The following is a 23,882-nucleotide window of genomic DNA, read 5'->3' on the forward strand; positions in this document are numbered from 1 at the left end:
ACGGCTTGAGAACAGCGTAGAAGACCTTGAATCATTTGAAAATACGATGGCAGAATATTTCAATGATTTCATTTCTCAATGGATGCGTGTGCGATGAAAACGCTCGACATCGAGGCCGTGCAGGCGTTCGTGCTGACCGCCGACCTCAAGAGCTTCACGCGGGCCGCCGAGGCGATGGACACGACGCAGTCCGCGGTGAGCCTGAAGATCAAGCGGCTCGAAGACGGCCTCGGCCGCCGCCTGCTGGAACGCACGCCGCGGCAGGTTCGCCTGTCGGCCGACGGCACCGCGTTCCTGGAGCCGGCGCGCGAACTCGTGGCCGCTCACCAGGGTGCGATCGGCGCGTTCGGCGCCGGCCAGCGGCGGCTGGTGATCGGCGTGAGCCATCATGTCGTCGGCGCGGATCTACCGATGCTGCTTCGGCGCATGAGCGAAGCGGAACCGGGGCTCGTACTGGAGATCCGGGTTGCCGCATCGCGCGACGTGCTCGATGCGTTCGACCGCGGCCAGCTCGACGCCGCCGTCGCGCTGCAACACGACAGCCGGCGGCTCGACGGTGAAACCCTGCTGTCGGAATCGTTCGGCTGGATGGCCGCGACCGATTTCGAGTACCATCCGCCGCAACCGCTGCGACTCGCGACACAGGCCGAGCCGTGCAGCGTGCGCCGCATGGCGATTGGCGCACTGGACGAAGCCGGCGTCGCCTGGACGGAAGTGTTCGTCGGTGGCGGCGTGGCGACGATCGGCGCGGCGGTATCCGCGGGGCTGGCGGTCGCCGCGCTCGGGCATCGCGTGGCGCCCGTCGGATCGGTCGACGTGGGTGCGCGATACGGGCTGCCGCCATTGCCGACGCGCGATGTCGTGCTCTACTCGAGCCTGACCGATGCGCGGGCCCGGCAGGCGCTACGCACGCTCGGTGCGGCACTGCGTTCGTCGGTCGGCGTGCGGTGATGTCGCGCTTGCACAACCCGGAGAACAACATGCGCCCGCTGGACGAACTGATCAACGAACGCGAATCCGCGCTCCCGACTTTGCTCGAGTGGGCGGCGGCAGCCCGTCACCCTTGCGAAATACTGCCCGCATCCGATCGGCGTGGCGAAGTGCTTTCAGCGCTTCAGGTATCCACCCGATCGACCCTGGGGGCCATCGCCTATTCGACCGGCGGCATCCTGGTGGAAGGCGGCTACCTTCGTCTGCTTGGCTCGGGCCATCCCAGGCTGCCCAGAGACATCGTCGGCTGGAACACGGGGCGATCGTCCGGTTTTCTATTGATCGCAGACGATGCCGTCGGCGGCTTCTTCGCGTTGAACGGCGGCGCACTCGGGGATGACACGGGTTCGGTGTATTACTTTGCACCCGACACGTTGAGATGGGAGCCTCTCGAGATCGGGTATAGCGACTTCGTGCGGTGGTCGCTCAGCGAAAAGCTGCACGACTTCTATGCGAGCTTGCGCTGGTCAGGCTGGCAAGCTGATATTCAGCATCTGACGACGGATCAATGCGTCCACTTCTATCCGTTCCTGTGGACGAACGAAGGCTCGGTGGAACACAGCAGCCGCAAGGCGGTCAGCGTTTCCGAGCTGTACGCGCTTCATGTCAGTCCTGGATCCGCGGCGTCACGACAACCCTGATCGGGCCACAACCGTTGAATAGCCGCCACCCGGCTAATTCGGCGGCTGCCATAAATTCTTGTCGCGCAGGCAGCGATCAATCGGAATGAGGCGTGCCCGGTGCATCTTCGTCACGTCGCCACCGTCAACGGACTCGAATACCATGCACGCGCATGTCAAATAATCCTCTTCGCGAACCGATGAATACGTATACGACTTCGTGGTATTCGGATACATGTCCGACTGACGAATGACCGGCCATTGCCCGGCCTCCCTGTCGACCATCCAGATCCGCTCGCTGTCATGAAACTCGATTGCATTGTTCTTCGACGAATTCCTCGACAGATCCAGCCAGCCACATCGATCCCCTGACGCGTCAGCATGGATCGGGCACATCAACACCAACGCCGAATACAGCATGCCGATCCATGTCTGAATACGGTGGACGAACCGCCGCCGGGTATCGCGCATTGCCACCTCGATCAGGATTTCGGGGCAAATTTCCATTTGCCTTCGCTGTATTCCAGCGATACATACTTTTCCAGCCCGGTGCCCCAAATCATCATATCTCCGAGCTGGCGAAACGGATAATATTCGGCCTCGTTACGGACCTTGTGTCCGTGCAACTGCATGTCGATGGAATTTGCCCACTCGTCGAATCCCTGCGCAGCCCGTATCGAATACCTGACATCCGTCCTGTACGCGCCATCAAGATCCTTGTAGACGCTCCCGTTGATCCTCGACCGGTCCGACGAATCTCCGACAAAAAAGTCCGCCTCGAGCGACGTGAAGCTATCGTACACATAGCGGCCAAAGCAAAGGGCCTTCGACGCTCCGCCGGCCCCGGATGTACCGGTTTGATTGCGCTGTTCGCGCACATACGGCTTCGCTTGCGGAGCAATGTCGTAAATCCGCTTTTCGTGCGGATAGAACTGAACCGGCCCGGCATTCCGGTGCGGCACAACCGTTCTGGTGACGAATCCAGCATTGGCCAGCGCCTCCATCAACGCCAGCGTATATTTGGTCTCGGTGTACACCGGCGCGTCGAAATCGTAGACGACAGGCCAGTTGCGATAATCGTCGCAAATTTCGTCGGTCGTGTAGCGCAACGCGTCCTGACGCGCAAACGCCTCTGCCTGAGTTTGGGAGGGGGGACTCGGGAATGTGGTCGAAGACTGACGAGATAGCTTGAACCACGCATAGCCTGCGATGGCGAGCACAACGACAGGAACCATCAATATGGATATCGTCTTGAATCGCGTCTTCGCTATCACGATCAATCACTCGCTGCAGTTTCCGGAAGGAATCGCGCGATACTAGCACGCAGCCCTGGACGACCCGGTTATCAAGAGATGCGCAATACCGGATCGAGACTGGTATTTTTTATTCGAACATCGGGATACGCGACCCGCAGCTCGCTTTACGTCCGGCAATCAACAGTTGATGGCTCTCGCGCTCAATATCCGCTCGCGGCCGGCGCATCCGGCATACGCCGCACATCGACGGGTATCCCGTGTTCGGCATCACGGGCGACGGCACGTCCGCCACCCTCGCACCATTCACATCGGTGCGCTTTGTCTTGATGTATCCGGCACATCGCCCGGGTCAGGTTCAGATCGCATCGAAATGCTTCGATGCGCGCCACGGTAAAATTCCGCCTTCATCCCGCCCGTGCAGCCGGCCAACGCCTGCCCGGGTGAGCATCAACAGAATCGACACGCCGCCATCATCTTGATTTCTTTACATTTTTCACCTCGCGACGCATGATGTACTCGCTCGCCACCACCTACATCCGGGAACTCGAGATCCGCAAGAGCCGCTTCATCGCGTACGCAATTCCCGTCGAAGACCGCGACGCGGCGATGCAGGCGCTGCAGCGCCTGCGCGACGAACATCCGGCCGCCACCCACGTATGCTGGGCACTGCTGGCGGGCGGCCAGTCGGGCATGTCGGACGACGGCGAGCCGTCGGGCACTGCCGGCCGCCCGATCCTGGAAGTGCTGCGCCATCACGATCTCGACGGCGTGCTCGGCGCGGTCGTGCGTTACTACGGTGGCGTGAAGCTGGGCGCGGGCGGGTTGGTACGCGCGTACACCGATGCAATCGCGTCGGCGCTGCTCGATGCCGAGCGCGTCGAACGCATCCGCTACACGCGGCTCGCGATCGAGATCGGCTATCCCGAGGAGGCACGCGTGCGCCGCTGGATCGAACAGGCGGGTTATGAACTGGTGGGCAGCGCGTACGGGATGACGGTGAAGCTCGTGATCAAGCTGCCCGAGACCGCCGACGGGAATGCGCGAACCGAGTTGTTCGACCTGACGCAAGGCCGATCGGGCTTTCCCGATCTGTGACGAACGGCAACCGTCCGCTCCGTCGCCCCGGCTATCTGCACATTCCGCCGAAAAATCAGATACATCCGATAGAAAAAACGCGCGCCGCCACTTGATCTCACCGGGTTCCCGGCGACTCGCGCCACATACGTCTTACCCGCAGGCCGGCACAGGCAGCACGCAACCGCCACCGGCCGCGGCGGCACGCCAAGGCCGGGCATGCCGACGTGCGGTTCGTCGCGCGTCGCCACTCATCCAAACTCGGCTACGGGATAACGGACGCCTGCACCAAGTACAGACACTGCAAGCCCAGCTTGCGGAACTCGATCGGCGCATCAAGGCGGCACGGAGCCGCGAACGCAGCGCGGTGCCGGCGCAGGTGCGCGAGCTCGTCACGCGCTACGTGCTGACCGCACGGGAAATCTTCGGGCAGGGTGACAGCCATCGTGCAAAGCTGTTCACCGTCGGCGTGAAGTATCGCGACCCGGCAACCGGAGCGACATGGAGCGGGCGCGACCGCACCGCGTTCCTGATCCGGGAGTAACGCGCGCCGCGTTGCACGGCGCGCCCCTTCATCGCATCGAACCCGCCACGACCGCTCAGTAAGTATCCGGCACGATCATGTCGTCCGGCGTCGGCCGGCGGATGTAATCCTCGTGATGCTCGCGCGGCGGCAGGTCGATCGGCGCGTGCGGCACCTCGTGATACGGCACCTGTTGCAGCAGATGGTGAATGCAGTTCAGCCGCGCGCGCTTCTTGTCGACGGCCTGCACGACCCACCACGGCGCCTCCGGAATATGCGTGCGCTGCAGCATCTCTTCCTTCGCGGCCGTATAGGCTTCCCAGCGGCGGCGGCTTTCCAGGTCCATCGGACTCAGCTTCCACTGCTTCAGCGGATCCTCGATCCGGCTCTGGAAGCGCACTTCCTGCTCGTGATCGGTGATCGAGAACCAGTATTTGACGATCTGGATCCCGCTGCGCACCAGCATCTTCTCGAACTCCGGCACCGAACGGAAAAACTCCTCGTATTCGTCGTCGGTGCAGAAGTTCATCACACGCTCGACGCCCGCGCGGTTGTACCAGCTGCGGTCGAACAGCACGATCTCGCCGCCGGCCGGCAGATGCGCGACATAGCGCTGGAAATACCATTGCGTGCGCTCGCGGTTGCTCGGCGCGGGCAGCGCGGCGACCCGGCAGACCCGCGGGTTCAGCCGCTGCGTGATGCGCTTGATCGCGCCGCCCTTGCCGGCCGCGTCGCGCCCCTCGAAAATGACGACGAGCCGGTGCCCCGTGCTCACGACCCAGTCCTGCAACTTCACGAGCTCGCCCTGCAGCCGGAACAGCTCGCGGAAATACTCCTTGCGTGCCTCGCGACGCTCCTGCGAGAACAGCAAGTCGTCGTTGTCGTCGAAGCGGCGGTCGTCGAGCTCCATCTCGAGCTCTTCGTCGTACGCGTCGACCAGATCTTCCTCGAAACGGCGCTGGCGCGCCTCCATCGACTCCATCTCGGTGAGGTTGTCGGTTCCGGTCTCGGTGCGGGTATCGTTGTCGCCCATGGGGCCTCCTTCCATCATTGACGCAGCCAAACTCCGCCATTATCCCAGTGTCGCGCGTCAAAATCATGAAATGAGGGCCGCCACGCCCGTCAGAAGCGGTACGCGAGCAGCACGCTGGCCAGCACGGGGTTCGCGGAGATATCGAACGTGTTCGACGCGAGCTGCCGGTTCGGCTGGTCGATGTCCAGCGTAATCCTGGTCCGCAACGGGATATAGGTCACCATGCCGGTGATCCAGAACTGGCGCGTGATCTGGTAGCTCGCGCCGACGGTGAACACCGGCTGCCACACGCTCTTCACCTTCGCCGATACGTTGGTCTTCCCCGACAGCAGCAGGTCGCCGCCGGCATCCCAGATGCGCTGGAACAGCGACGGATCGAGCAGCAGCGACTGCAGGCTGCCGATGTCCCCGCCCGCCGCGAGCAGCCCGCCGAGCGACGCGAGCTTGCGCTGGAACACGGGATTCAGGTTCGTGTTCGTGAAGCGCGTATAGCTGATGCCGATACCCGCGAACGGGCGGAAACGATCGTCGCGCTCGCCAAGGTAATACTTGAACACGACGGACCCGAGCCACGCGCGCGTGGTCGCGAGCGGGTTGCTTTGCGTGTTCGCGAGATCGATCAGCGGCAAGCGCCCCTGGACACCCGAAAAAATCCGGTCGAGCGGCAGCGCGATACTGCCGTTCCCGCGCAGCGTCAGTACCGGCGGGATGCCCCCGCCGAGTTCGGCCGCCCAGTTCTCCGAGAAAAAGTGGGTAAACGTGAACGCCAGCGTGTTCGTATTGCTGAGCGACAGGCTCGAACCCTGGTTCTGGAAGCTGTTCAGCCCGAGTGCGTCCGTGTGCGTCGTCACGGGCGTCGATCGGCCGGTCGTGCCGACGAAGTGCCAGCCGAGGGCGACCATGTTGCGGTCGTCGCCCATCAGTTGCGTCAGCAGCGGCGGCGCCTGGGCGGCCGGCAGATCGGGCAGCCGCGACGGGTCGATGGGATGCAGTTCGTACGGCATGCGGTCGGCGTGGACGACGCCGCGCGCCGGCGCGTCGTTCGCCGCCTCCTGCGCGGCGCCTGGCTTGCAGCCGGTGCCGGCGTCACCGCCGCCGTCATCGAAGCCGATGCCGGCCGCGCCGTCGTCGCGCGTGGCCCCGCATGTGCGCCCCGCCCCGCTGGTTCGCTGGCCGAGCGTGATCTTGCGCGCCGTCAACGGGACGGCGTCGGGTTGCGGCCCACCGCCCGAATCGTCGCGCCCGCGGCGGGCCGGCCCCGCATCGGTCGCCCACGCGCTCGCATCGAACCCGTCCGCGTCGCCGCCCGGCCAGAAGCCGATCCCGTCGGCCCCGGCCTGCCAGCGTGGTTCGGCGTCGCCGTCCGGCTGCGGCGCGCCATGCGCGGCGGCCGCGCAGGCGAACAGCGTCGCGCCGAGCCAGCGCGACAGCGGACGCACGGCGCCCGGCCGCACGCGGCGGCGGTCCTTGTCCCGGCTCACCATCGGCTCAGGCCGGCACGCCGAACAGGCGTTGACGGATCCGGTACAGCGGCTCGAACAGCCATTCGAGCAGGCTGCGCCGCTCCAGCACGATGTCGGCCTTCAGCATCATCCCGGCCCGCAGCGACAGCGGCCGCCCTTCGAATGCCGGCGCACGGTCGGCCAGCTCGACCCAGGTCTTGAAGTAGGTCTGAGGCGTGGCGGCATCGCCCGGCAGGTTCAGTTCCTTCGCGGAAAACGCGACAGGCGAGATCGACAGCACCTTGCCGAGATACGTGCCGAACTTCTCGACCGGATAGCTTGCGTACGCAACCTTCACTTCCTGCCCCTTCTTCACGAAGCCGGCCTTCGACGACGGGATGTAGACCTCGGCGATCAGCCCGTCGGCCTTCGCGGGCAGGATCTCGACGACGCGCGTGCCCGGCGGGTCGATCACGCCGCCCTGCACGACGTCGAGCCGCACGATCTGCCCGTCGGCCGGCGCGTACAGCACCTGGTTCACGTTCTCGTCGATGTTGTATTCCTTCGCGTTCAGCTCCTCCTGCTTGATCTTCAGTTCCGCGTTCGCGCCGTCGTACTTGCTCTGCATCGTGTCGAGGTCGCCGCGCAGCTTCATCGCGTTCTTCGCGAGCTCGGCGCGGCGCAGCAGCAAGTCCTGGTACGCCTGCCCGGCCTGCAGGTACTGCGTGTTGACCTGGTTGTACTGCTCGAGCGTCACGACCTGCTCGTCGAGCAGCTGCTTCACGCGCGCGCGCCGTTCGCCGTACTCGTCGACGATGCGCTTCTGGTCCTGGATCTGCCGGTCGATCAGCCCGCGGCTCTCGCCCTGCGCGGCGATCTGCTGGTTGATCTGCTGCACCGACGACTTGTATTCGAGGCGCGCCGCGTCGATCTGCTGCGTGACCTCGACGCGCTGCCGGTCGAGCGCCGCGCGCATCCCCTGCACGTTGTTCGCCTGGCTCACGAAGCTCGTGTCGCGCGTCACCGCCAGCAGCCGCTGGCCGGCCTTCACGTGCTGGTCCTTGCCGACGTAGATGTCGCGCACGGCCCAGCCCGGCGGCGCGCTGACGCCGATCAGCCCCGAGCGCGGCGTCAGCATCCCCGACACGCTCTCGGTGTTCGCATAGCTCAGTTCGACGAGCGCAATCACGAACATCGCGAACATCGTCAGCGACAGATAGCAGAAGAACCGCATCGACACCGGCACGTCGACGACGCCGTGGATCACGGTGCCGAAGGTCGTGCCACGCGCGAGCTTGCGCGACGGCTTCTGTTCTCGGAGGGCGGAGTTCCAGGTCGGCATGGGGCGGGCTCGTCAGGAGCGACGCCGCGCGGCCGCATCGAGCAGCGGCGCCGGCATCAGGTAAGGCGTGAAGTGTTCCCAGAAATGCCACTGCTCGGGCTGTTGCACGAGCGCCTGCTCGAGCCGGTCGACGATGCGCTGGTGCGTCGCGCGCACGGGCGACGCGTCGTCGTCCGCGCCGAGCATCGGCGCGAGCGGGCTGGCCGCGAGCTCGGTGAAATGCACCGCGCAGCGATCGCGGAACGGCACGCCCGTCGCATACGCGACGAGCAGCGGAATGCCCTGCTCGACCGCGAGCTTCACGCCGCCGCCGGCCATCCGCACCCAGCGGCCGCCGAGCCGGCAGCGGTTGGTCTTGCCGAACTTGCCGTGCAGGTCGGAGAACAGCAGGAACACGGGCGCCTCGCGGCGCAGGCTCGTGATCAGCCGGCGCAGGTGCACGCGCTCCTCGATGTCGATGAATTCGACTTCGCCGGCTCCGTATTCGGCGACGAGCCGCAGCGCATCGTCGAAGAACGCGCCCGGCGCATCGCGGTGCAGGATCACCATCAGCTTGCGGTCGTCGGGAATCATGAAGCGCAGCTTCGTGACGAACAGCATCAGGTTGCCGAAGTGCAGCCCCGCGAGCATCAGCGGGCCGCCGCGCGCGAGCGCCGCCTGCAGTTGCTCGTCGCCTTCGCACGCCATCCCGTCGATCATCGACTTCATCGCTTCGAGGCTGTGCGTACGCAGTTTGAGCCCCGCGAACTCGGCTTCGAACAGTTCGCGCACGATCGCCGCCGACACGTCCCGCACCCGTCGCGGATCGTCGTTCAGGTGTGCGCTCAGCATGTATGCGACCGCGCGCTCGATCGACTCGCGAATGCACGGAAAGCAGCGCAGGCATGCGCCCGAGCACCAGCGCATCAGCCGCAGCCCGCGCGCGGGCGAGGTGCGCAGCGCGACGGCACGCACCGCGCGCCGCACGAGGAACGCATACGAGAATGAATTGAACAGAAAGAGTCGTCCGAGCATCACCGCGTCTCCTCGGCCGAACGCCATGCGTCGGTCGCATCGGTCAATACGCCGTCCTGCATCTCGTAGATCCGGTCGACCATCGACAGGATCGACGCATCGTGCGTGACGAGCACGATCGTGCACGGCAGCGTCAGCACGTTGCGGCAGATCTCATGCGTCGTCGCCTGGTCGAGGTTCGACGAAAATTCGTCGAGGATCAGCAGGCGCGGCTCGCAATACAGCGCCCGCGCGATCAGGAGCCGCTGCATCTGCCCGGCCGACAGGAATTTCTGCGTATCGCCGAGCGGCGTGTCGTAGCGATGGTCGAGCCGCTCGATCTCGTCGTGGATGCACGCGAGCTTCGCCGCGTCGAACATCGCGCCGATCCGCGGCGCGGGCGCGAAGTTCGTGATGTTGTCGCGGATCGTCCCGCGAAACAGCTGGTCGGACTGCGTGACGGCCGCGAGATGCTTGCGGTACTGCCGCAAGTTCACTTCCGCGAGATCGACGCCGCCGACGAACAGCGTGCCGGGCTCGGGCCGCACGAGCCCGCAGATCAGGTTCAGCAGCGTCGTCTTGCCGCTGCCGGTGCGGCCGACGATCGCGATCTTGCTGCCTGCGGGCACGTCGAGCGCGATGTCGCGCAGGATGGGCCGGTGACCGCCCTTCGGCGTGTACGACAGCGCACGGATCGACAGTGCGCCGTCAAAACCGTCGACCGGCCGCACGACCGCGTCCGGCGCGGGCTCCTCGGTCTCGGTCTGCAACACGTCCGCGACACGGTCCATATGCACCTGCAACACCTTGCGGCGCACGTAGAGCTGGATCGAGTCGATGAACTTGTCGGCGAACAGGTTCTTGTACTGGATGAATGCGTAGATCACGCCGATCGTGCTCTGCCCATGCATCACGAGCCACGCGCCGTAGGTGACGATCACCAGCTGCTCGACGTGCACGATCCCTTTCGAGATCGCATCGAACAGCAACTGCAACCGCTCCTGCTGGCGCATCGCCTGCAGCTTCTGCGTGAACGCGTTGACCCACAGGCTGCTGCGCGCGGTCTCGGCCGACAGCAGCTTGATCGAGTGCGCGGAGCGGATGTTCTCGATCAGCAGCGCGTCGGCTTCGGCACCGCGTGTGAGAATCTGCGACATCGCGTCCTGCAGTTGCGGCTGGATCGCGAGCCGGCTCAGCGCGAACAGCACCATCCCGGCCAGGCTGATGCCGGCCAGCGCCGGGCTGTAGTACAGCATCAGCACGAGCGTCAGCGTGCAGGTGACGATATTGAGCAGCCCCCCGACCAGCCCGTCGACGAGAAAGCGCCCGACCTCCGACACCGACGACACGCGCGAGATCGAATCGCCGGTGTTGTGGAACAGGAAGTACCCGATCGGCAGCCGCGCGAGATGCCCGACCATGTTCGCCGACAACTGCTGCGACACGATGTTGCGCAGGTAGCTCTTGATGTTGCCGACGAGGTTCGCGTAGAGCGTGTCGAACAGGAACACGATCGCGAACAGGATCGTCAGCAGGTACAGGATGTCGACGTCGGTCTTCTTCAGCGCCTCGTCGATCGTCAGCTGCACGTACGACGGGCCGAGCAGCAGCAGGAGCTGCGCGGCGACGCCGCCCGCGATGCCGATCGCGAGGCTCTTGCGGATGCCGGTCAGCCCTTCGAGGTAGTCACGCAGACGGATCCGGTCGGCCTGCCCCGCCCGCGTGAAGCCGATGTCCGGATTCAGTTCGAGCGCATAGCCGGTGATGTGCGTGAGCGCCTGCGCGAGCGGCAGCTTCGTCTCGCCGAGTGCGGGGTCGACGATGTGCACGCTGCCATAGCCGACCTTCGTCAGCACGACATAGTGGTTCATCCCCCAGTGCAGGATGCACGGCGTCTTGAGCGCGTCGAGTTCGCCCGCATCGAACTGCAGCCCGCGCGCACGCAGGCCGAGATCGTTCGAGATCTCCATCAGGTCGAAGAACGACAGCCCGGAATCGATCCGGACGGGATAGCGGTTGCGCAGCGTGCGCAATGTCGTTTCGCGCCCGTGCCACGACGCGATCATCGCGAGGCAGGCCAGGCCGCACTCCGTCACCTCGTCCTGCAGGACCGGACGGACTTTACGCGTATTGAAGAGCATGGTCGGACACCCGGGGCGCGACGACGCGCCGCCCGGGCCTGCCGGTAGCGGGCCCGTGGCGGGTCGTGCGCGAGTCGCATGGGCGCAGCCGGCATGCTGCCGGCTGCGACGGAAGATCGGTGTTACCGGCCGCTTGGCGGGCCGCTCAGCGCGACGAGCCGAGCGACATCCGGAACTGTTCGACGGCGCGGGTCTGGTACTGGGTCATCAGGCCCTGGAGCGTGGACCCGATCGACTGATTGACGAGATCGACCGTATAGGCAGCCGAATTGGAGTAAAGCGACGCGCCGCCGCGAATCTGGCGGGCCTGTTCTTCCGTGATGTCTCGCATTTGTTGTGGCCTTTATATTTTCGGAATGCCGCCACCGTCAGCCAATTGCAATCAAAATGGCCGTTAACTTTATTACGGGGATAATCCGGCACTCCTGCCTCCTGATAATCGCCCGAACCGGAAATAATGCATTTCCGATTCGATTTTTCCACTGCGGCGATCGATTCTTTTCCTTCTGTTTCGCAGCATTTCGCGCGGGGGGCGCCTCCCCGCGCACGGCGGTTACTTGCCGGTGTTATTGAACGTCTTCGGGTTCTGCAGGTAATTGCCGAGGCTCGGCAGGAACTGGCCGAGCGCGGTCACCACCGGCGCGGCGTCAACAGCGAGGCTACCCAGCGAGCTGATCGCACCGCCGCCATGCACATTCCTGACCTGTTCCGTCGTCATGACCTTCATCATTCTCTCCTCGTAAAAAATAAAGATGATGCAAAGAACCTTCATTGAAAGACAAACGGCTTTTAATCCCTAGCGACTTGTTAATCTAATAATCACTGCGATTACGAGCCGAAATCAGGCTATCATGCGATCGCATCGGAATTCAATGGAGGACACACTCTTACAGGTGCGTTTTCCGATGCGTCACGGATGGCAGGCATTCACGCTGTTTGAATTTCAATTTCAAAACGTTTAAATCCCGCCGCAATGCGTTGCGGCACGGGCAGGAGACGGAGACGGCCATGTTTGAAACGAGGCGCGCGAATCGCGGATCGGCAACACCGAGTGCGGGTAATTCCCTATCAAGTTTTTCGACTAGGTGGAATCCCCGACTTGCAACCGTGACATTGTTCGCTGTAACGATAATCGGAGTGTCCGCAAACGCGCACGCGTTCTGCCTCGACACTGCCTTCCAGTACGCGGTCGTGCACGATCCGCGCTACCTGCAGGCGCGCAGCGAATACGACGCGGCGCGCCAGAAATTCCCGGAAGCACGCGCGCAGATGCTGCCGCAAGCCGCCGCGCAACTCGAATGGGGACGCTACGGCACGCACGCGAACCTGTTCGGCATCGATGTCAGCGGGTCGAGCAATGCCGCCTACGGTTCCGCGCAGGTCACGCAGGCGCTGTTCAACGTGCCCTACCTGTACGACATGCGGCGCGCGACCGAGTACGAGGAATCGTCGAAGCAGAAACTCGAGGTGGCGAGACAGGACCTGATCCTGCGCGTCGCGAATGCGTGCTTCGACCTGCTCAGCGCGCGCGAGAAACTGCAGTCGGCCGACGACGAAGTGAACGCGCTCACCCGGCTCGAAAGCGATACCCGACGCATGGCGCAGCTCGGGATGAAGACGATCGGCGATACGGCCGAAATCGAGGCGCGCCGCAGCCTCGCGCAATCCGACGAAGCCCTCGCGCAAACCGACGTCGACGCGCGCCGCGCGCGCTACGAGACGCTACTCGGTTCGACGATCGATTTCTCGCGCTGGCCGCGGCTCGCGATGCGCGGCTCGTCGCCGCGCATTCCGTCGGGCGAGTACGCGCCGCAGGACAACCCCGCGTACCGGCAGGCGTATCGCGACGTCCAGGTCGCGCGGCTCGCCGCGAAGCGCGTCAGCGCCGAGCACTTGCCGACCGTCGACCTGTTCGCGTCGTATTCGCGCGGGCTCAACCCGAACCTGCGCGGGCTCACCGATCGCTCGGACTTCCATCAGAGCGCGATCGGCGTGCAGGTGACGATCCCGATCTTCTCCGGCGGCAGCGTGTACTACCGGCAGGTGGAAGCCGAGCACGTGACCGAGCAGTACCGCAACCGGCTGCGCGAGGTCGAGGAGCAACTGGGCACCGATCATCGCGAGGCGCTGTCCGCGCTCGAATCGGTCGGCAAGCGCATCCGCGCGCTGCAGCAGTCGCTACAGGCTGCCCGGCTCGCGTACGATTCGTCGATGAAGGCGCATCAGGTCGGCTACAGCACGACGTACGAAACGCTGAACCTGCGGCGCGATATCTCGGGCATCCGGCAGAAGCTGTTCGACAGCTATCTCGATGCGCTGAAGCTGCAGTTGAAGCTGAAAAGCGTGCTCGGTACGCTCGACGAACAATCGCTGATCGCGGTGGACAGCTTCCTCGAAAGCAACGCGGCAAACGACCGTGGTTGAATGCGGTTCGATGCGCGTCGGCACGCGATAAAAGGTTGTATGCGCAACCTTTCTCGCTAATGCCGATGTTCCGGCCGGTCGATCCATCGACGCCATCGCGATGCGGTATCGTCCCGTCGTTCGAGCGAACTTGCGTCCGACCCCGCGCGATCGCCCGACGCAATGCACGATCCCGATCGCAAGCCGCGTCGGTCGCTGCTTGATCGCAACGTGCAGGGGTATACGCGATGTTGCGTCCAAAAGAAACTTTGCCTAGAGTGCATCCCATCGATCCGGCGGACAAAGACGTCCCACGATCGTGCGCAGCGCGTGCCCGCTAGCCCGCGCTTCGCCGGCCCGACATCGGGCCACCCATCCGCATTCCCGTTATCCGACAGCGTTGTCGGATGAACGGACCGGCAAAGAAGCCCTTGCCTCGCTCGTCGAGGCAAGGGCTTTTTTTTGCCTTTCAAAAACGCACGTCTTCACCCGAACCAGGAGCACACCATGCGTCATGGCGATATTTCCAGCAGCAACGACGCCGTCGGCGTCGCCGTCGTCCAGTACAAGATGCCGCGCCTGCACACGCGCGCCGATGTGATCGCGAACGCCCGTGAAATCGCGGAGCGCGTGGTCGGCATCAAGCGCGGCCTGCCCGGCATGGACCTCATCGTGTTTCCCGAATATTCGACGCACGGGATCATGTACGACGCGAAGGAGATGTACGACACGGCCTCGACGATCCCTGGCGAGGAAACCGACATCTTCGCGGCCGCGTGCCGCAAGGCCAACGTGTGGGGCGTGTTCTCGCTGACCGGCGAGCGCCATGAGGAACACCCGGACAAGGCGCCGTACAACACGCTCGTGCTGATCAACAACCAGGGCGAGATCGTGCAGAAGTACCGCAAGATCATGCCGTGGGTGCCGGTCGAAGGATGGTATCCGGGCGACTGCACGTATGTCGCCGAAGGGCCGAAGGGGCTCAAGATCAGCCTGATCATCTGCGACGACGGCAACTACCCGGAAATCTGGCGCGACTGCGCGATGCGCGGCGCCGAGCTCGTCGTGCGCTGCCAGGGCTACATGTACCCGGCAAAGGACCAGCAGGTGCTCGTGTCGAAGGCGATGGCGTTCATGAACAACTGCTACGTCGCGGTCGCGAATGCGTCCGGGTTCGACGGCGTGTATTCGTATTTCGGCCACTCGGCGATCGTCGGCTTCGACGGCCGCACGCTCGGCGAATGCGGCGAGGAAGAAAACGGCGTGCAGTATGCGGAGCTGTCGGTGAGCCTGATCCGCGACGCGCGCCGCAACATGCAGTCACAAAACCACCTGTACAAGCTGCTGCACCGCGGTTACACGGGCAAGATCGGTTCCGGCGAATCGCCGAACGGCGTCGCACAATGCCCGTTCGAGTTCTATGCGAACTGGGTGAACGACCCGGACGGCACGCGCCAGGCCGTCGAACGCCTCACGCGTGCAACACCCGGCACGCCCGAATGCCCGATCGAAGGCATTCCGTCCGAAGCGCCCGCGCACCGCTGAACCCGCGCCCCGCCCGGCCGTTCGCGCCGCATGCGCGAACGGCTCCGTCTCACTCTGGAGCCTTCATCATGCTCGGTGTCGCTCTCTTCTTCATCGGCGCGGTGCTGGTCGTCAACGGCGTCGCACTCACCGGCCGCATCGAACCGCGCGACGCGGCCGGCCTGAACCTGCTGGTCGGGCTGCTCGCGCTGCTGATCAACCTCGTCGGCCTCGTGCAGGCCTCGGAGCCGCAGCAATATTTCTCCAGCGCGGGCGGCCTGCTATTCGCATTCACGTACCTGTACCTCGCCGCCGTCCAGTGGCGCGGGCTGCAAGGCGCCGGCCTCGGCTGGTATTGCCTGTTCGTCGCGATCAGTGCGCTCGTCTATGCCGGCACGTCGCACGACGTGCGTTTCGGCGCGATGTGGCTGCTGTGGTCGAGCCTGTGGTTCCTGTTCTTCGTCGCGCTCGGGCTGAAGCGGCGCGTGCGCTTCCTGCCGGGCTACACGATCGCGATCGGCGTCGGCACCTGCTGGCTGCCCGGCATGTTGATGATGACGGGGAGGTGGTAATGAGCGCACGCGATACGCCGCTGGCCACCGATCCGCTCGCCGGGCACCGCATCGCCGACGCACCGTTCTACCAGGCGGCCGGCGCCGAGGCCGACTGGTTCGAGACGGCCTGTCGCCATCACCTGCCGGTCCTGCTGAAAGGGCCGACCGGTTGCGGCAAGACGCGTTTCGTCGAGTACATGGCGTGGCGCATGGGCCTGCCGCTGATCCAGGTCGCGTGCAACGACGACACGTCGGCGGCCGACCTGACCGGCCGCCACCTGCTCGACGCCGACGGCACCTACTGGGCCGACGGGCCGCTCACGCTCGCGGCGCGGCATGGCGCGATCTGCTATCTCGACGAGATCGTCGAGGCGCGCCCCGACGCAACGGTCGTGATCCATCCGCTGACCGACTCGCGGCGCGTGCTGCCGCTCGACCGGCTCGGCGAGGTCGTGCATGCGCATCCGGATTTCCATCTGGTGATCTCGTACAACCCTGGCTATCACGGCGAGCACCGACGGCTGAAGCCGTCGACGCGCCAACGTTTCGTTGCGATCGACTTCGGCTATCCGGATGCCGCGCATGAAGCCGACGTCGTCGTGCGCGAAAGCGGTGCCGACCCCGACACCGCGCGCCGGCTCGTCGATCTCGCGCAGCGCACGCGCGCGTTGGCACAGGCGGGCAACGGGCTCGACGAAGGTGCGTCGACGCGCCTGCTCGTCCACGCGGCCCGCCTGATCGTCGCCGGGCTCCCGCCGCTCGATGCGTGCCGGATCGCGATCAGCGACGCGGCGACCGACGACGCCGACACGCGTGTCGCGTTGCAGACGATGGCCGCCGCGCACTTCGCGACATGAGCGCACTGCAACTCGCCCGCTTCCTGCACGGGATGACCGCGCACGAGACCGACGTGCGGCTCGACGATGCGACACTGCGCACGACGCTCGGCCATGCCGCGCTGCGTGTGCCGCGCGCGTTGCCGCCCGAGGCGCGCATCGCGGCGGCCGCGCACGCGCTGGCACACTGGCTGCATTCGCCGCCGGGCGAACCGGCCGACACGCTGACGCCGATCGGCATCGCCGTCGCCGGGCTGATCGAGGATGCGCGCGTCGAAGCGCTGCTCGCGCGCAGATGGCCGGGACTCGCGACCTTCTGGGCACCCGCGTTCGCGCCGATCGACCGAGAAGGGCTCACGTTCGGCCGCCTGTGCGCGCGGCTCGCGAAAGCGCTGTTCGATCCGTCATATCGCGACGGCAATCCGTGGGTCGACAAGGGCGTGCAACTGTTCAACGAACGACGCGATATGCTCGACGACTACCGTGCGTTTCGCACGGTCGCATCGCGGCTCGCAAACGATCTCGGCCAGATGCGCGTGCGTTTCGAGCCTGACGACGGCGCATGGCTGCCCTATCGCGACGACAATGCGTGGCTGTGGGCACAACCGGCCGCCGTCGCGGCCGAACAGGCAGGCAACGAAGGCGTCGAGATGTCAGCCTCGACCGGCGGCCACAGCGACGAACCCGACGACGAACCGCCGCCCGCGCCCGATGCGCCGCGCTACCCCGAGTGGAATTGCCACACGCAGCGCGAACGCCGCGACTGGGCGACGATCGTCGAACGCGCGCCGGCCACGTCGGTGCCACCCCGTGCGCTTGCCGCGCTGATCGAAGCCGACCGGCGCACGGCGAAGCGGGTGCCGTCTCCTCGTGCAGCCGAGCCGATGCGACGCGTCGGCCGCCAGCTCGATGGCGACGCGCTCGACGTCGATGCCGTGATCGCCGCACGGATCTCACGTCGCGCCGGGCACGCGCCCGATCCACGCGTGTTCCGTCGCCGCGTGCCGCAAGACGCGCGCGGGCCCGTGCTGATCCTGCTCGACCTGTCGGCGTCGACGGCCGCGCAGGTTGCCACGCTCGAAAAGCGCGCGGCGTTCGTGCTCGGCGACCTGTTCGACCGGCAGCGGCGGCGCTGGGCCGTGCACGGCTACACGTCGGACGGCCGGCATCGCGTGTATTACGCGCGCTTCAAGGATTTCGGCGACGCGTTCGACGCCGGCCGCCGAGCGGCGCTGCTCGCAGCCGACAGCGGGATGAGCACGCGCACGGGCGCGGCATTGCGCCATGCGCTGGCGTTGCTGCGCTGCGAAGCCGCGAGCGCACGGGCCGCCGTGCTGATGATCGGCGACGGCGAAGCCGCCGACATCGACGTGTTCGACCCGCGCTACCTGGTCGAGGATGCGCGCCACGCGGCACGCCAGGGCCGGCAGCGCGGTGTCGCGATCGCCGGTTTGTCGTTCGGCGCGCCGCCCGGGTTGTCTACAATACTTGGCGTCGGCCCGAGCTGCGTCCACGCGGCGAACGGCGACGCCTTGCCGGCCGTCGTCGCACACGCGGCCGGGCACCTGACCGCGTGACGGCCCCACCCGGAAGAAACAGGAACGACCGAATGAACAGTGTGAAGGTTGGCGTATTGTTCTCGCAGAGCGGATGCACGTCGCACCTTGGCCAAAGCCAGTTGCGCGGCACCTTGCAGGCGATCGCCGAGATCAACGAAGCGGGCGGCGCGAACGGCTGCGAGATCGTGCCCGTCGTGCGCGATGCCTGCTCGGACCCGGCCGTCTACGCGCGGCTCGCCGAAGCGCTGATCGCCACCGAACGCGTGAATGTGCTGTTCGGCGGATACATGTCGAGCAGCCGCAAGGCGCTGATTCCGATCGTCGAGAAGTGGGACAAGCTGCTGTTCTACCCGACGCTCTACGAAGGCTTCGAGTTCTCGCCGAATGTGATCTACACGGGCGCGGCGCCCAACCAGAACAGCGTGCAGCTTGCCGCGTTCATGACCGCGCAGTTCGGCGCGCGCGTGTACCTGGTCGGATCCGACTACATCTATCCGTACGAGTCGAACCGCATCATGATCGACCTCGTCACGCAGCATCCGGAAGGCCAGATCCTCGGCGAGGTGTACATGCCGCTGGTTGCGTCCGAGCAGGATTTCGCGGCGGTGGTCGAGGACATCCGCGCGAAGGCGCCCGACTTCGTGTTCAGCACGCTGGTGGGCGACAGCACGGCCGCGTTCTACCGCGCGTATGCGCAAGCCGGCCTCGACGCACGCAAGATGCCGATCGCGAGCCTGACGACCTCCGAGATCGAGCTCGGTCAGATGGGCGCGGCCGCGGCTGGCCACTACACATCGTCGCCCTATTTCCAGACCATCGATTCGGACGTGAACCGGCGCTGCATCGCGCAGCTCAAGGCGCGCTTCGGCAATGACGCGAGCGCGTCCGCACCATGGGAAGCCGCGTATTTCCAGGTGCACCTGTTCGCCAATGCGCTCGCGCATGCCGGCACCGATCAGCGCGACCGGCTCGTCGAACATCTCGCGGATGCGGAATTCGATGCGCCGCAGGGGCGCGTCAAGATCGACCGGCTCACGCAGCACACGTGCCTCTACCCGCGCATCGGCTGCGCGACGGCCGACGGCAACTTCACGATCGTGCGCGAAGCGACGCGATGCGTGCATCCCGATCCGTACCTCGTCACGCATTCGCTCGGCGACCGCGTGCACGCGCCCGACGAACAGAAGGCGTAACCGACGATGCGCGCCCGCACCCCGATCCGTTCGACGCCGCGCCTGCTCGCCGAACTGCGCTCGCTCCGCGTGATGGTGTACTACCCGGACGACGACAACGGCCTGCTGCTCGTCGAGCAACTGTCGCGCATCGGCTGCCCGAGCGAACAGCGCTGGCCGCCGCCCACCGCGTTACCGGAGAGCGTCGACCTCGTGATTCTCGCGGTCCGGCCCGACCTGCTGCACCTGTCGATCCCGTGGCTGGAGGACGACGCACGACCGCCGCTCATCGCCGTCACGACCTATGAAAGCCCGACGATCCTCGAACTGATGCTACGCATCGATGCACAGAGCGCGGTGACGACGCCGGTGCGCTCGTTCGGCCTGTTGAGCGCGATGGCGCTCGCGTGCCACCAGAGCCGCCGGCACGACGAATACCGGCGCCGCATCGCGCAGCTCGAACAGCGCGTGATGTCCGTGCGCACGCTGCAGGAAGCGAAGACGCTGCTGATGCAGCACAACGCGATCAGCGAAGAAGAGGCCTATCAGCAGATCCGCTCGCAGGCGATGGAGCGGCGTATTTCGATCAACCAGCTCGCCGAGCAGATCGTGCAGGCGCATGCGCTGCTGAAGCGGTAACTCGAGCGCGATTGCCGGACGTCAGTCCGGCGGCGGCAACACGACCGTATCCTCCGGCCCAAGCACGCGCCCGTCCTGCGAACGCAGCTCGAGCTTCCTGACCGGCAGCCCGGTCTTCCGGTCGACGAGCAGCACGTGCGCCTCGTCCGGTTCGAAGAAGAAATCCTCCCCCCACTGCCGCAGCGCGACGAGCAGCGGAAACAGGCCGCGCCCTTTCTCGGTCAGCACGTATTCGCGATGCGCGCCGCCGTCCGCGGCCGGCACGATGTCCATGATCCCGTGTGCGACCAGATTGCGCAGGCGCGCGGCAAGGATGTTCTTGGCCAGCCCGAGATTCTTCTGGAATTCGCCGAAGCGGCTCAGCCCATCGAACGCGTCGCGGACGATCAGCAGCGACCACCAGTCGCCGATCGCGTCCAGCGGGCGGGCTACGCCGCAGGGGGAGTCTTCATGCGTGGTTCGTCTGTTCATCGATGCATGCGGTGACGCCGTACCGGGAATGCGGTCGGAACGGCGGTCGTTCCCGTTGAAATGAATGGTTGCAATATAAAACCCGTCACGCGAAAGATCAATCGCACGAAGCCCGACTGTTCGCGATCGACGAAAAGAACGATCGATTCGAGCCCGATTAGCAATCAAGCCTCTACGTTCGGCCTACAAAATCCGGTACTGCTCCGTTCCAGTGCGCCATCTCGCACCAATGACACAGTCATTCGGCAATTGGAACAGCCACTTTTTTGGTTGCAATTTGAAACCACATATCCTACGCTTCGATTCGGTTTCAACTTGAAACCAACCTATCCGAAGGAGCGTTCGATGATCCGGTCCGATGCCACGTTCGATGGCACCTTTCCATTCGCCCCGCATTTCTACGACGCATCCGGCTTCCGGATGCACTACGTGGACGAAGGCCCGCACGACGGCGAAACCATCCTGTGCCTGCATGGCGAACCCACGTGGGGCTATCTGTTCCGTCATCTGATTGCGGCGCTGAGTCCGACCCACCGCGTCGTCGTCCCCGATCACATGGGCTTCGGCAAAAGCGCGACGCCGCAGGACCGCAGTTACTGGCTGCAGGACCATATCGACAATCTGGAGCGTTTCGTGCTCGCGCTCGGCCTCGATCGCATCACGCTCGTGATGCACGATTTCGGTGGCCCGGTCGGCATGGGGCTCGCCGCACGGCATCCGGATCGCATTCGGCGCATCGTGTCCGCGAACGGGCCGACGCCGTTCGGCCAGCCCGATCTGGTCGAACGCCTGACCGCGAACGGTCGCGATGCGCCGTGGTTCCAGTGGATCATGCGCGCGGCGGCAGACGATACGCTGGAGACGGTGCTCGGCCAGCTCGGCTTCAACATCCTGAGCACGCTGAAGCTGAACGGGTTCGAAAATCACGCGATCGTCAACGACACCTGGATCGCCGCATACGGTGCGCCATTCGCGCAACCGGCGGACTGTCTCGGCGCGATCGGATGGGCCCGTGGATTTGCCGCCGGCGCGCACCGGTTCGAGGAGCCCGATGCGGCGGCGCTGCGCGCGATACGCGAAAAGCCCGCGCTCGCGATCTGGGGAGACGCCGATCGAACGCTCGGCGCCGAACACTTCCTGCCGCTCTTCACGGCACTGTTTCCGTCCGCGCCCGTCGAGCGGCTGACGGGCGTCGGACATTACTGCTTCGAGGATGCGCCCGACGCCATCGCGGCACGCATCGCCGAATTCATCCGGACCACCGGCTGAGTGTGTTCCGCAGCCGGCTGCACGACACCGGACTGCGGAACACGACGTGCGCGGCCGCCTTCGCAACCGCGCACGCCCCCCTTCACGTCAGTGGATGATCCGCGTCACGCCACGCCCGCGCGGATCGGCCATCGCCTCCGGCGTCTTGCCGTCGATCTTGATCACCTGGATGTCGCCGCTGAAATCCTGCCCCTTCAGCGTGTAGCCACGCGCCTCGATCTGCTTCGCGAGTTCGCCTTCGATCGGGTGGTACGGCTCCCAGAAGATCGTGTTCGGCGGCAGCAACTGGTGATGAAAGCGCATCGCGCCGACGGCCTCCTTCAACGGCATCTTGAAGTCGTAGATGTTGTTGATCACCTGGAAGATCGACGTGAAGATGCGCGAGCCGCCCGGTGTGCCGATCACGAGCGATACCTTGCCGTCCTTCGTCATGATCGTCGGCGACATCGACGACAGCGGGCGCTTCTTCGGTTCGATCGCGTTCGCGTCGCTGCCGACCACGCCGAACATGTTCGCGACGCCCGGCTTCGCGGAGAAGTCGTCCATCTCGTCGTTCAGCACGATGCCCGTGCCGTCGGCGATCACGCCCGAGCCGAAATAGCCGTTGATCGTGTACGTGTTCGACACCGCATTGCCCCACTTGTCGACCACCGAGAAGTGCGTCGTTTCAGCCTTCTCCGGCATCGTCGTGCCGAGGCCCGGCTGAACGCTCTTCGTATCCGACGGCTCCTTCGGGTTGACTTCGCCCGCGCGCTTCGCGATATACGCGTCGTCGGTCAGCTGCGCGATCGGCACCTTGTAGAAATCGGGATCGCCGAGATACTGCGCACGATCGGCGAACACGCGCTTCTCGATTTCCGCGACGAGGTGGATGTACTGCGGCGAGTTGAGCTTCACACCCTCGAAATCCTGCTTGAGGTCGGCCTTCATCTTCAGCAGTTGCACGAGGCCGATACCGCCCGAGCTCGGGGGCGGCGCGGTGATCACGTCATAGCCGTTCCACTTCGCCTGCACCGGCTGGCGCCACACCGCGCGGTACTGCGCAAGATCCTCGGTGGTGATCAGCCCGTTGCCGTCGCCGGTCTTCATCGATGCGGCGATCAGCTCGGCCGTCTTGCCCTTGTAGAAACCTTCCGCGCCATCGTTCGCGATGCGCGTCAGCACGTCGGCGAGATCCGGTTGCTTGAAGTTCACGCCGGCCTTCAGCCCGGAGAAATACTTGTCGAAGTTGGTCTTGCCGCCGAACTCCTTCGATGCGTCGACGCCGCGCTGCGCGAGCTGCTCGTCGACGACGAAGCCGTCGCGCGCATAGTGGATCGCCGGCGCGAGCACCTGCTTCCACTTCAGCTTGCCGAAGCGCTTCTGCGCTTCCCACATGCCCGCGACCGTGCCCGGCACGCCGACCGCGCGCGGGCCGTACAGGCTCATGCCCTTGACGACGTTGCCGTCCTTGTCGAGATACATGTCCTTCGTCGCGGCGAGCGGCGCACGCTCGCGGTAGTCGATGAAGTACGGCTTGCCGTCCTTGTAGATCGTCATGAAGCCGCCGCCGCCGATGTTGCCGGCTTCCGGATACGTGACGGCAAGCGTGAACGCGATCGCGACGGCCGCGTCGATCGCATTGCCGCCTTCCTTGAAGATCCGCTCCGCGGCATCCGCGCTGTACTTGTCGGCCACCGCGACTGCGGAGCTCGTCAGGACGGCCGGCTGCGGCCCCTTCGCATAGACGGGCGCGTTCGGCAGGAAACCGATGCCGGCCACCGTCGCGAGCACGACAGCGGATGTTTTGAAGCGATTCAGCGTAGTCATTGCATGTCCCCCATGTGGATCTCCTTCAGGCAGGAAAAGCACCTGTTCCGCTCATGGCCGCTGGCACGCCGACGGCCATCTCCGGTTTCGTAGTATAGGGGGACAAAAAGGGTCGAACACGTGACGTGCAACGAAAGCGCAGTCGTTATGTGCGCGCGGTCATGCCGCAGCTTTTCAACCTGCATGCGGATCGGTCGAAATTGCACGCAGTGCGCGTCCGCCGTGTCCATCC

Annotated in this window: 23 protein-coding genes; 12 read left to right on the forward strand and 11 right to left on the reverse strand. The window is 65.1% G+C overall.

Annotated features, from left to right (window positions below):
• The first annotated feature begins 93 nt into the window (after positions 1 to 93).
• A complete protein-coding gene (locus tag BDO18943_RS10410; protein ID WP_175022212.1) occupies positions 94 to 951 on the forward strand; it encodes a LysR family transcriptional regulator in 858 nt (285 codons plus the stop codon).
• A gap of 29 nt (positions 952 to 980) precedes the next feature.
• Positions 981 to 1,631: a DUF2625 domain-containing protein gene (locus BDO18943_RS10415; protein ID WP_175022213.1), complete on the forward strand. Its 651-nt coding sequence runs from the start codon at positions 981 to 983 to the stop codon at positions 1,629 to 1,631.
• Between the two features lie 33 nt (positions 1,632 to 1,664).
• On the opposite strand, the gene BDO18943_RS10420 is transcribed toward BDO18943_RS10415, so the two are convergent.
• Both BDO18943_RS10420 and BDO18943_RS10425 read right to left on the reverse strand, forming a co-directional pair.
• Positions 1,665 to 2,117, reverse strand: a complete 453-nt coding sequence (locus BDO18943_RS10420; RefSeq protein ID WP_175022214.1) for a DUF4087 domain-containing protein — start codon at positions 2,115 to 2,117, stop codon at positions 1,665 to 1,667.
• Entirely contained in the window at positions 2,093 to 2,848 is a 756-nt protein-coding gene (locus tag BDO18943_RS10425; protein WP_186248565.1) for a hypothetical protein, read from the reverse strand. Before BDO18943_RS10425 ends, BDO18943_RS10420 begins: the two co-directional genes overlap by 25 nt.
• Positions 2,849 to 3,373: 525 nt before the next feature.
• Here BDO18943_RS10425 and BDO18943_RS10430 point away from each other — a divergent pair.
• Positions 3,374 to 3,961, forward strand: a complete 588-nt coding sequence (locus BDO18943_RS10430; protein ID WP_175022216.1) for an IMPACT family protein — start codon at positions 3,374 to 3,376, stop codon at positions 3,959 to 3,961.
• 346 nt (positions 3,962 to 4,307) lie between these two features.
• Positions 4,308 to 4,484: a hypothetical protein gene (locus BDO18943_RS43150; protein WP_374101796.1), complete on the forward strand. Its 177-nt coding sequence runs from the start codon at positions 4,308 to 4,310 to the stop codon at positions 4,482 to 4,484.
• Positions 4,485 to 4,539: 55 nt separating this feature from the next.
• Here BDO18943_RS43150 and ppk2 read toward each other — a convergent pair whose 3' ends face one another.
• From ppk2 to BDO18943_RS10470, 7 genes are all read right to left on the reverse strand, one after another.
• On the reverse strand, positions 4,540 to 5,496 hold the full coding sequence (gene ppk2 / locus BDO18943_RS10440; protein ID WP_043183434.1) for a polyphosphate kinase 2: 957 nt from the start codon (positions 5,494 to 5,496) through the stop codon (positions 4,540 to 4,542).
• An 89-nt stretch (positions 5,497 to 5,585) separates the two neighbouring features.
• Complete coding sequence (locus BDO18943_RS10445) at positions 5,586 to 6,980, reverse strand: OmpW/AlkL family protein (protein WP_175022217.1); 1,395 nt, start codon at positions 6,978 to 6,980, stop codon at positions 5,586 to 5,588.
• A gap of 4 nt (positions 6,981 to 6,984) precedes the next feature.
• Complete coding sequence (locus tag BDO18943_RS10450) at positions 6,985 to 8,280, reverse strand: HlyD family secretion protein (protein WP_175022218.1); 1,296 nt, start codon at positions 8,278 to 8,280, stop codon at positions 6,985 to 6,987.
• A gap of 12 nt (positions 8,281 to 8,292) precedes the next feature.
• On the reverse strand, positions 8,293 to 9,297 hold the full coding sequence (locus tag BDO18943_RS10455) for a lysophospholipid acyltransferase family protein (protein WP_175022219.1): 1,005 nt from the start codon (positions 9,295 to 9,297) through the stop codon (positions 8,293 to 8,295).
• The gene (locus BDO18943_RS10460; RefSeq protein ID WP_175022220.1) at positions 9,294 to 11,414 is read right to left on the reverse strand and encodes a peptidase domain-containing ABC transporter; all 2,121 of its coding nucleotides are present in this window, start codon (positions 11,412 to 11,414) and stop codon (positions 9,294 to 9,296) included. The genes BDO18943_RS10455 and BDO18943_RS10460 overlap by 4 nt, the downstream gene beginning before the upstream one ends.
• Before the next feature lie 145 nt (positions 11,415 to 11,559).
• Positions 11,560 to 11,745: a hypothetical protein gene (locus BDO18943_RS10465; RefSeq protein ID WP_031396799.1), complete on the reverse strand. Its 186-nt coding sequence runs from the start codon at positions 11,743 to 11,745 to the stop codon at positions 11,560 to 11,562.
• A 222-nt stretch (positions 11,746 to 11,967) separates the two neighbouring features.
• On the reverse strand, positions 11,968 to 12,141 hold the full coding sequence (locus BDO18943_RS10470) for a hypothetical protein (RefSeq protein ID WP_006495012.1): 174 nt from the start codon (positions 12,139 to 12,141) through the stop codon (positions 11,968 to 11,970).
• A 281-nt stretch (positions 12,142 to 12,422) separates the two neighbouring features.
• Between BDO18943_RS10470 and BDO18943_RS10475 the strand changes: the two genes are divergently transcribed.
• The 7 genes from BDO18943_RS10475 to BDO18943_RS10505 all read left to right on the forward strand — a co-directional run bounded on the left by BDO18943_RS10475 (position 12,423) and on the right by BDO18943_RS10505 (position 20,101).
• On the forward strand, positions 12,423 to 13,838 hold the full coding sequence (locus BDO18943_RS10475; protein ID WP_175022221.1) for a TolC family protein: 1,416 nt from the start codon (positions 12,423 to 12,425) through the stop codon (positions 13,836 to 13,838).
• 486 nt (positions 13,839 to 14,324) lie between these two features.
• Positions 14,325 to 15,362: an aliphatic amidase gene (locus tag BDO18943_RS10480; protein WP_175022222.1), complete on the forward strand. Its 1,038-nt coding sequence runs from the start codon at positions 14,325 to 14,327 to the stop codon at positions 15,360 to 15,362.
• 68 nt (positions 15,363 to 15,430) lie between these two features.
• Positions 15,431 to 15,913, forward strand: coding sequence for an AmiS/UreI family transporter (locus BDO18943_RS10485; RefSeq protein WP_175022223.1), 483 nt, complete (start codon positions 15,431 to 15,433; stop codon positions 15,911 to 15,913).
• The gene (locus tag BDO18943_RS10490) at positions 15,913 to 16,752 is read left to right on the forward strand and encodes a CbbQ/NirQ/NorQ/GpvN family protein (RefSeq protein ID WP_175022224.1); all 840 of its coding nucleotides are present in this window, start codon (positions 15,913 to 15,915) and stop codon (positions 16,750 to 16,752) included. The genes BDO18943_RS10485 and BDO18943_RS10490 overlap by 1 nt, the downstream gene beginning before the upstream one ends.
• Positions 16,749 to 18,308: a nitric oxide reductase activation protein gene (locus BDO18943_RS10495; protein WP_175022225.1), complete on the forward strand. Its 1,560-nt coding sequence runs from the start codon at positions 16,749 to 16,751 to the stop codon at positions 18,306 to 18,308. The genes BDO18943_RS10490 and BDO18943_RS10495 overlap by 4 nt, the downstream gene beginning before the upstream one ends.
• Positions 18,309 to 18,340: 32 nt before the next feature.
• Positions 18,341 to 19,483 (forward strand): transporter substrate-binding domain-containing protein, encoded by a 1,143-nt coding sequence (locus BDO18943_RS10500; protein ID WP_175022226.1) that lies wholly within the window; start codon positions 18,341 to 18,343, stop codon positions 19,481 to 19,483.
• Positions 19,484 to 19,489: 6 nt separating this feature from the next.
• Positions 19,490 to 20,101: an ANTAR domain-containing response regulator gene (locus BDO18943_RS10505; protein WP_175022227.1), complete on the forward strand. Its 612-nt coding sequence runs from the start codon at positions 19,490 to 19,492 to the stop codon at positions 20,099 to 20,101.
• A 21-nt stretch (positions 20,102 to 20,122) separates the two neighbouring features.
• Here the strand turns inward: BDO18943_RS10505 and BDO18943_RS10510 are convergent, their stop codons facing one another.
• Positions 20,123 to 20,572: a winged helix-turn-helix transcriptional regulator gene (locus BDO18943_RS10510; protein WP_175022228.1), complete on the reverse strand. Its 450-nt coding sequence runs from the start codon at positions 20,570 to 20,572 to the stop codon at positions 20,123 to 20,125.
• Positions 20,573 to 20,917: 345 nt separating this feature from the next.
• On the opposite strand from BDO18943_RS10510, the gene BDO18943_RS10515 reads away from it, so the two are divergent.
• Complete coding sequence (locus BDO18943_RS10515; protein WP_175022229.1) at positions 20,918 to 21,841, forward strand: alpha/beta fold hydrolase; 924 nt, start codon at positions 20,918 to 20,920, stop codon at positions 21,839 to 21,841.
• A gap of 87 nt (positions 21,842 to 21,928) precedes the next feature.
• Here the strand turns inward: BDO18943_RS10515 and ggt are convergent, their stop codons facing one another.
• Entirely contained in the window at positions 21,929 to 23,650 is a 1,722-nt protein-coding gene (gene ggt / locus BDO18943_RS10520) for a gamma-glutamyltransferase (protein ID WP_043183407.1), read from the reverse strand.
• Positions 23,651 to 23,882 lie beyond the last annotated feature (232 nt).

The organism is Burkholderia aenigmatica (assembly GCF_902499175.1).
Lineage (GTDB): Bacteria > Pseudomonadota > Gammaproteobacteria > Burkholderiales > Burkholderiaceae > Burkholderia > Burkholderia aenigmatica.

What these genes read in the sequence shown, in the direction of transcription:
- ppk2 (WP_043183434.1), bottom strand. Translation starts at nt 5,496, where the DNA reads ATGGGCGACAACGATACCCGCACCGAGACCGGAACCGACAACCTCACC.
- BDO18943_RS10470 (WP_006495012.1), bottom strand. Translation starts at nt 12,141, where the DNA reads ATGAAGGTCATGACGACGGAACAGGTCAGGAATGTGCATGGCGGCGGT.
- BDO18943_RS10480 (WP_175022222.1), top strand. Translation starts at nt 14,325, where the DNA reads ATGCGTCATGGCGATATTTCCAGCAGCAACGACGCCGTCGGCGTCGCC.
- BDO18943_RS10415 (WP_175022213.1), top strand. Translation starts at nt 981, where the DNA reads ATGCGCCCGCTGGACGAACTGATCAACGAACGCGAATCCGCGCTCCCG.
- BDO18943_RS10505 (WP_175022227.1), top strand. Translation starts at nt 19,490, where the DNA reads ATGCGCGCCCGCACCCCGATCCGTTCGACGCCGCGCCTGCTCGCCGAA.
- BDO18943_RS10475 (WP_175022221.1), top strand. Translation starts at nt 12,423, where the DNA reads ATGTTTGAAACGAGGCGCGCGAATCGCGGATCGGCAACACCGAGTGCG.
- BDO18943_RS10460 (WP_175022220.1), bottom strand. Translation starts at nt 11,414, where the DNA reads ATGCTCTTCAATACGCGTAAAGTCCGTCCGGTCCTGCAGGACGAGGTG.
- BDO18943_RS10510 (WP_175022228.1), bottom strand. Translation starts at nt 20,572, where the DNA reads ATGAACAGACGAACCACGCATGAAGACTCCCCCTGCGGCGTAGCCCGC.
- BDO18943_RS10430 (WP_175022216.1), top strand. Translation starts at nt 3,374, where the DNA reads ATGATGTACTCGCTCGCCACCACCTACATCCGGGAACTCGAGATCCGC.
- BDO18943_RS10450 (WP_175022218.1), bottom strand. Translation starts at nt 8,280, where the DNA reads ATGCCGACCTGGAACTCCGCCCTCCGAGAACAGAAGCCGTCGCGCAAG.
- BDO18943_RS10445 (WP_175022217.1), bottom strand. Translation starts at nt 6,980, where the DNA reads ATGGTGAGCCGGGACAAGGACCGCCGCCGCGTGCGGCCGGGCGCCGTG.
- ggt (WP_043183407.1), bottom strand. Translation starts at nt 23,650, where the DNA reads ATGACTACGCTGAATCGCTTCAAAACATCCGCTGTCGTGCTCGCGACG.
- BDO18943_RS10420 (WP_175022214.1), bottom strand. Translation starts at nt 2,117, where the DNA reads ATGGAAATTTGCCCCGAAATCCTGATCGAGGTGGCAATGCGCGATACC.
- BDO18943_RS10490 (WP_175022224.1), top strand. Translation starts at nt 15,913, where the DNA reads ATGAGCGCACGCGATACGCCGCTGGCCACCGATCCGCTCGCCGGGCAC.
- BDO18943_RS10515 (WP_175022229.1), top strand. Translation starts at nt 20,918, where the DNA reads ATGATCCGGTCCGATGCCACGTTCGATGGCACCTTTCCATTCGCCCCG.
- BDO18943_RS10465 (WP_031396799.1), bottom strand. Translation starts at nt 11,745, where the DNA reads ATGCGAGACATCACGGAAGAACAGGCCCGCCAGATTCGCGGCGGCGCG.
- BDO18943_RS10485 (WP_175022223.1), top strand. Translation starts at nt 15,431, where the DNA reads ATGCTCGGTGTCGCTCTCTTCTTCATCGGCGCGGTGCTGGTCGTCAAC.
- BDO18943_RS10495 (WP_175022225.1), top strand. Translation starts at nt 16,749, where the DNA reads ATGAGCGCACTGCAACTCGCCCGCTTCCTGCACGGGATGACCGCGCAC.
- BDO18943_RS10500 (WP_175022226.1), top strand. Translation starts at nt 18,341, where the DNA reads ATGAACAGTGTGAAGGTTGGCGTATTGTTCTCGCAGAGCGGATGCACG.
- BDO18943_RS10410 (WP_175022212.1), top strand. Translation starts at nt 94, where the DNA reads ATGAAAACGCTCGACATCGAGGCCGTGCAGGCGTTCGTGCTGACCGCC.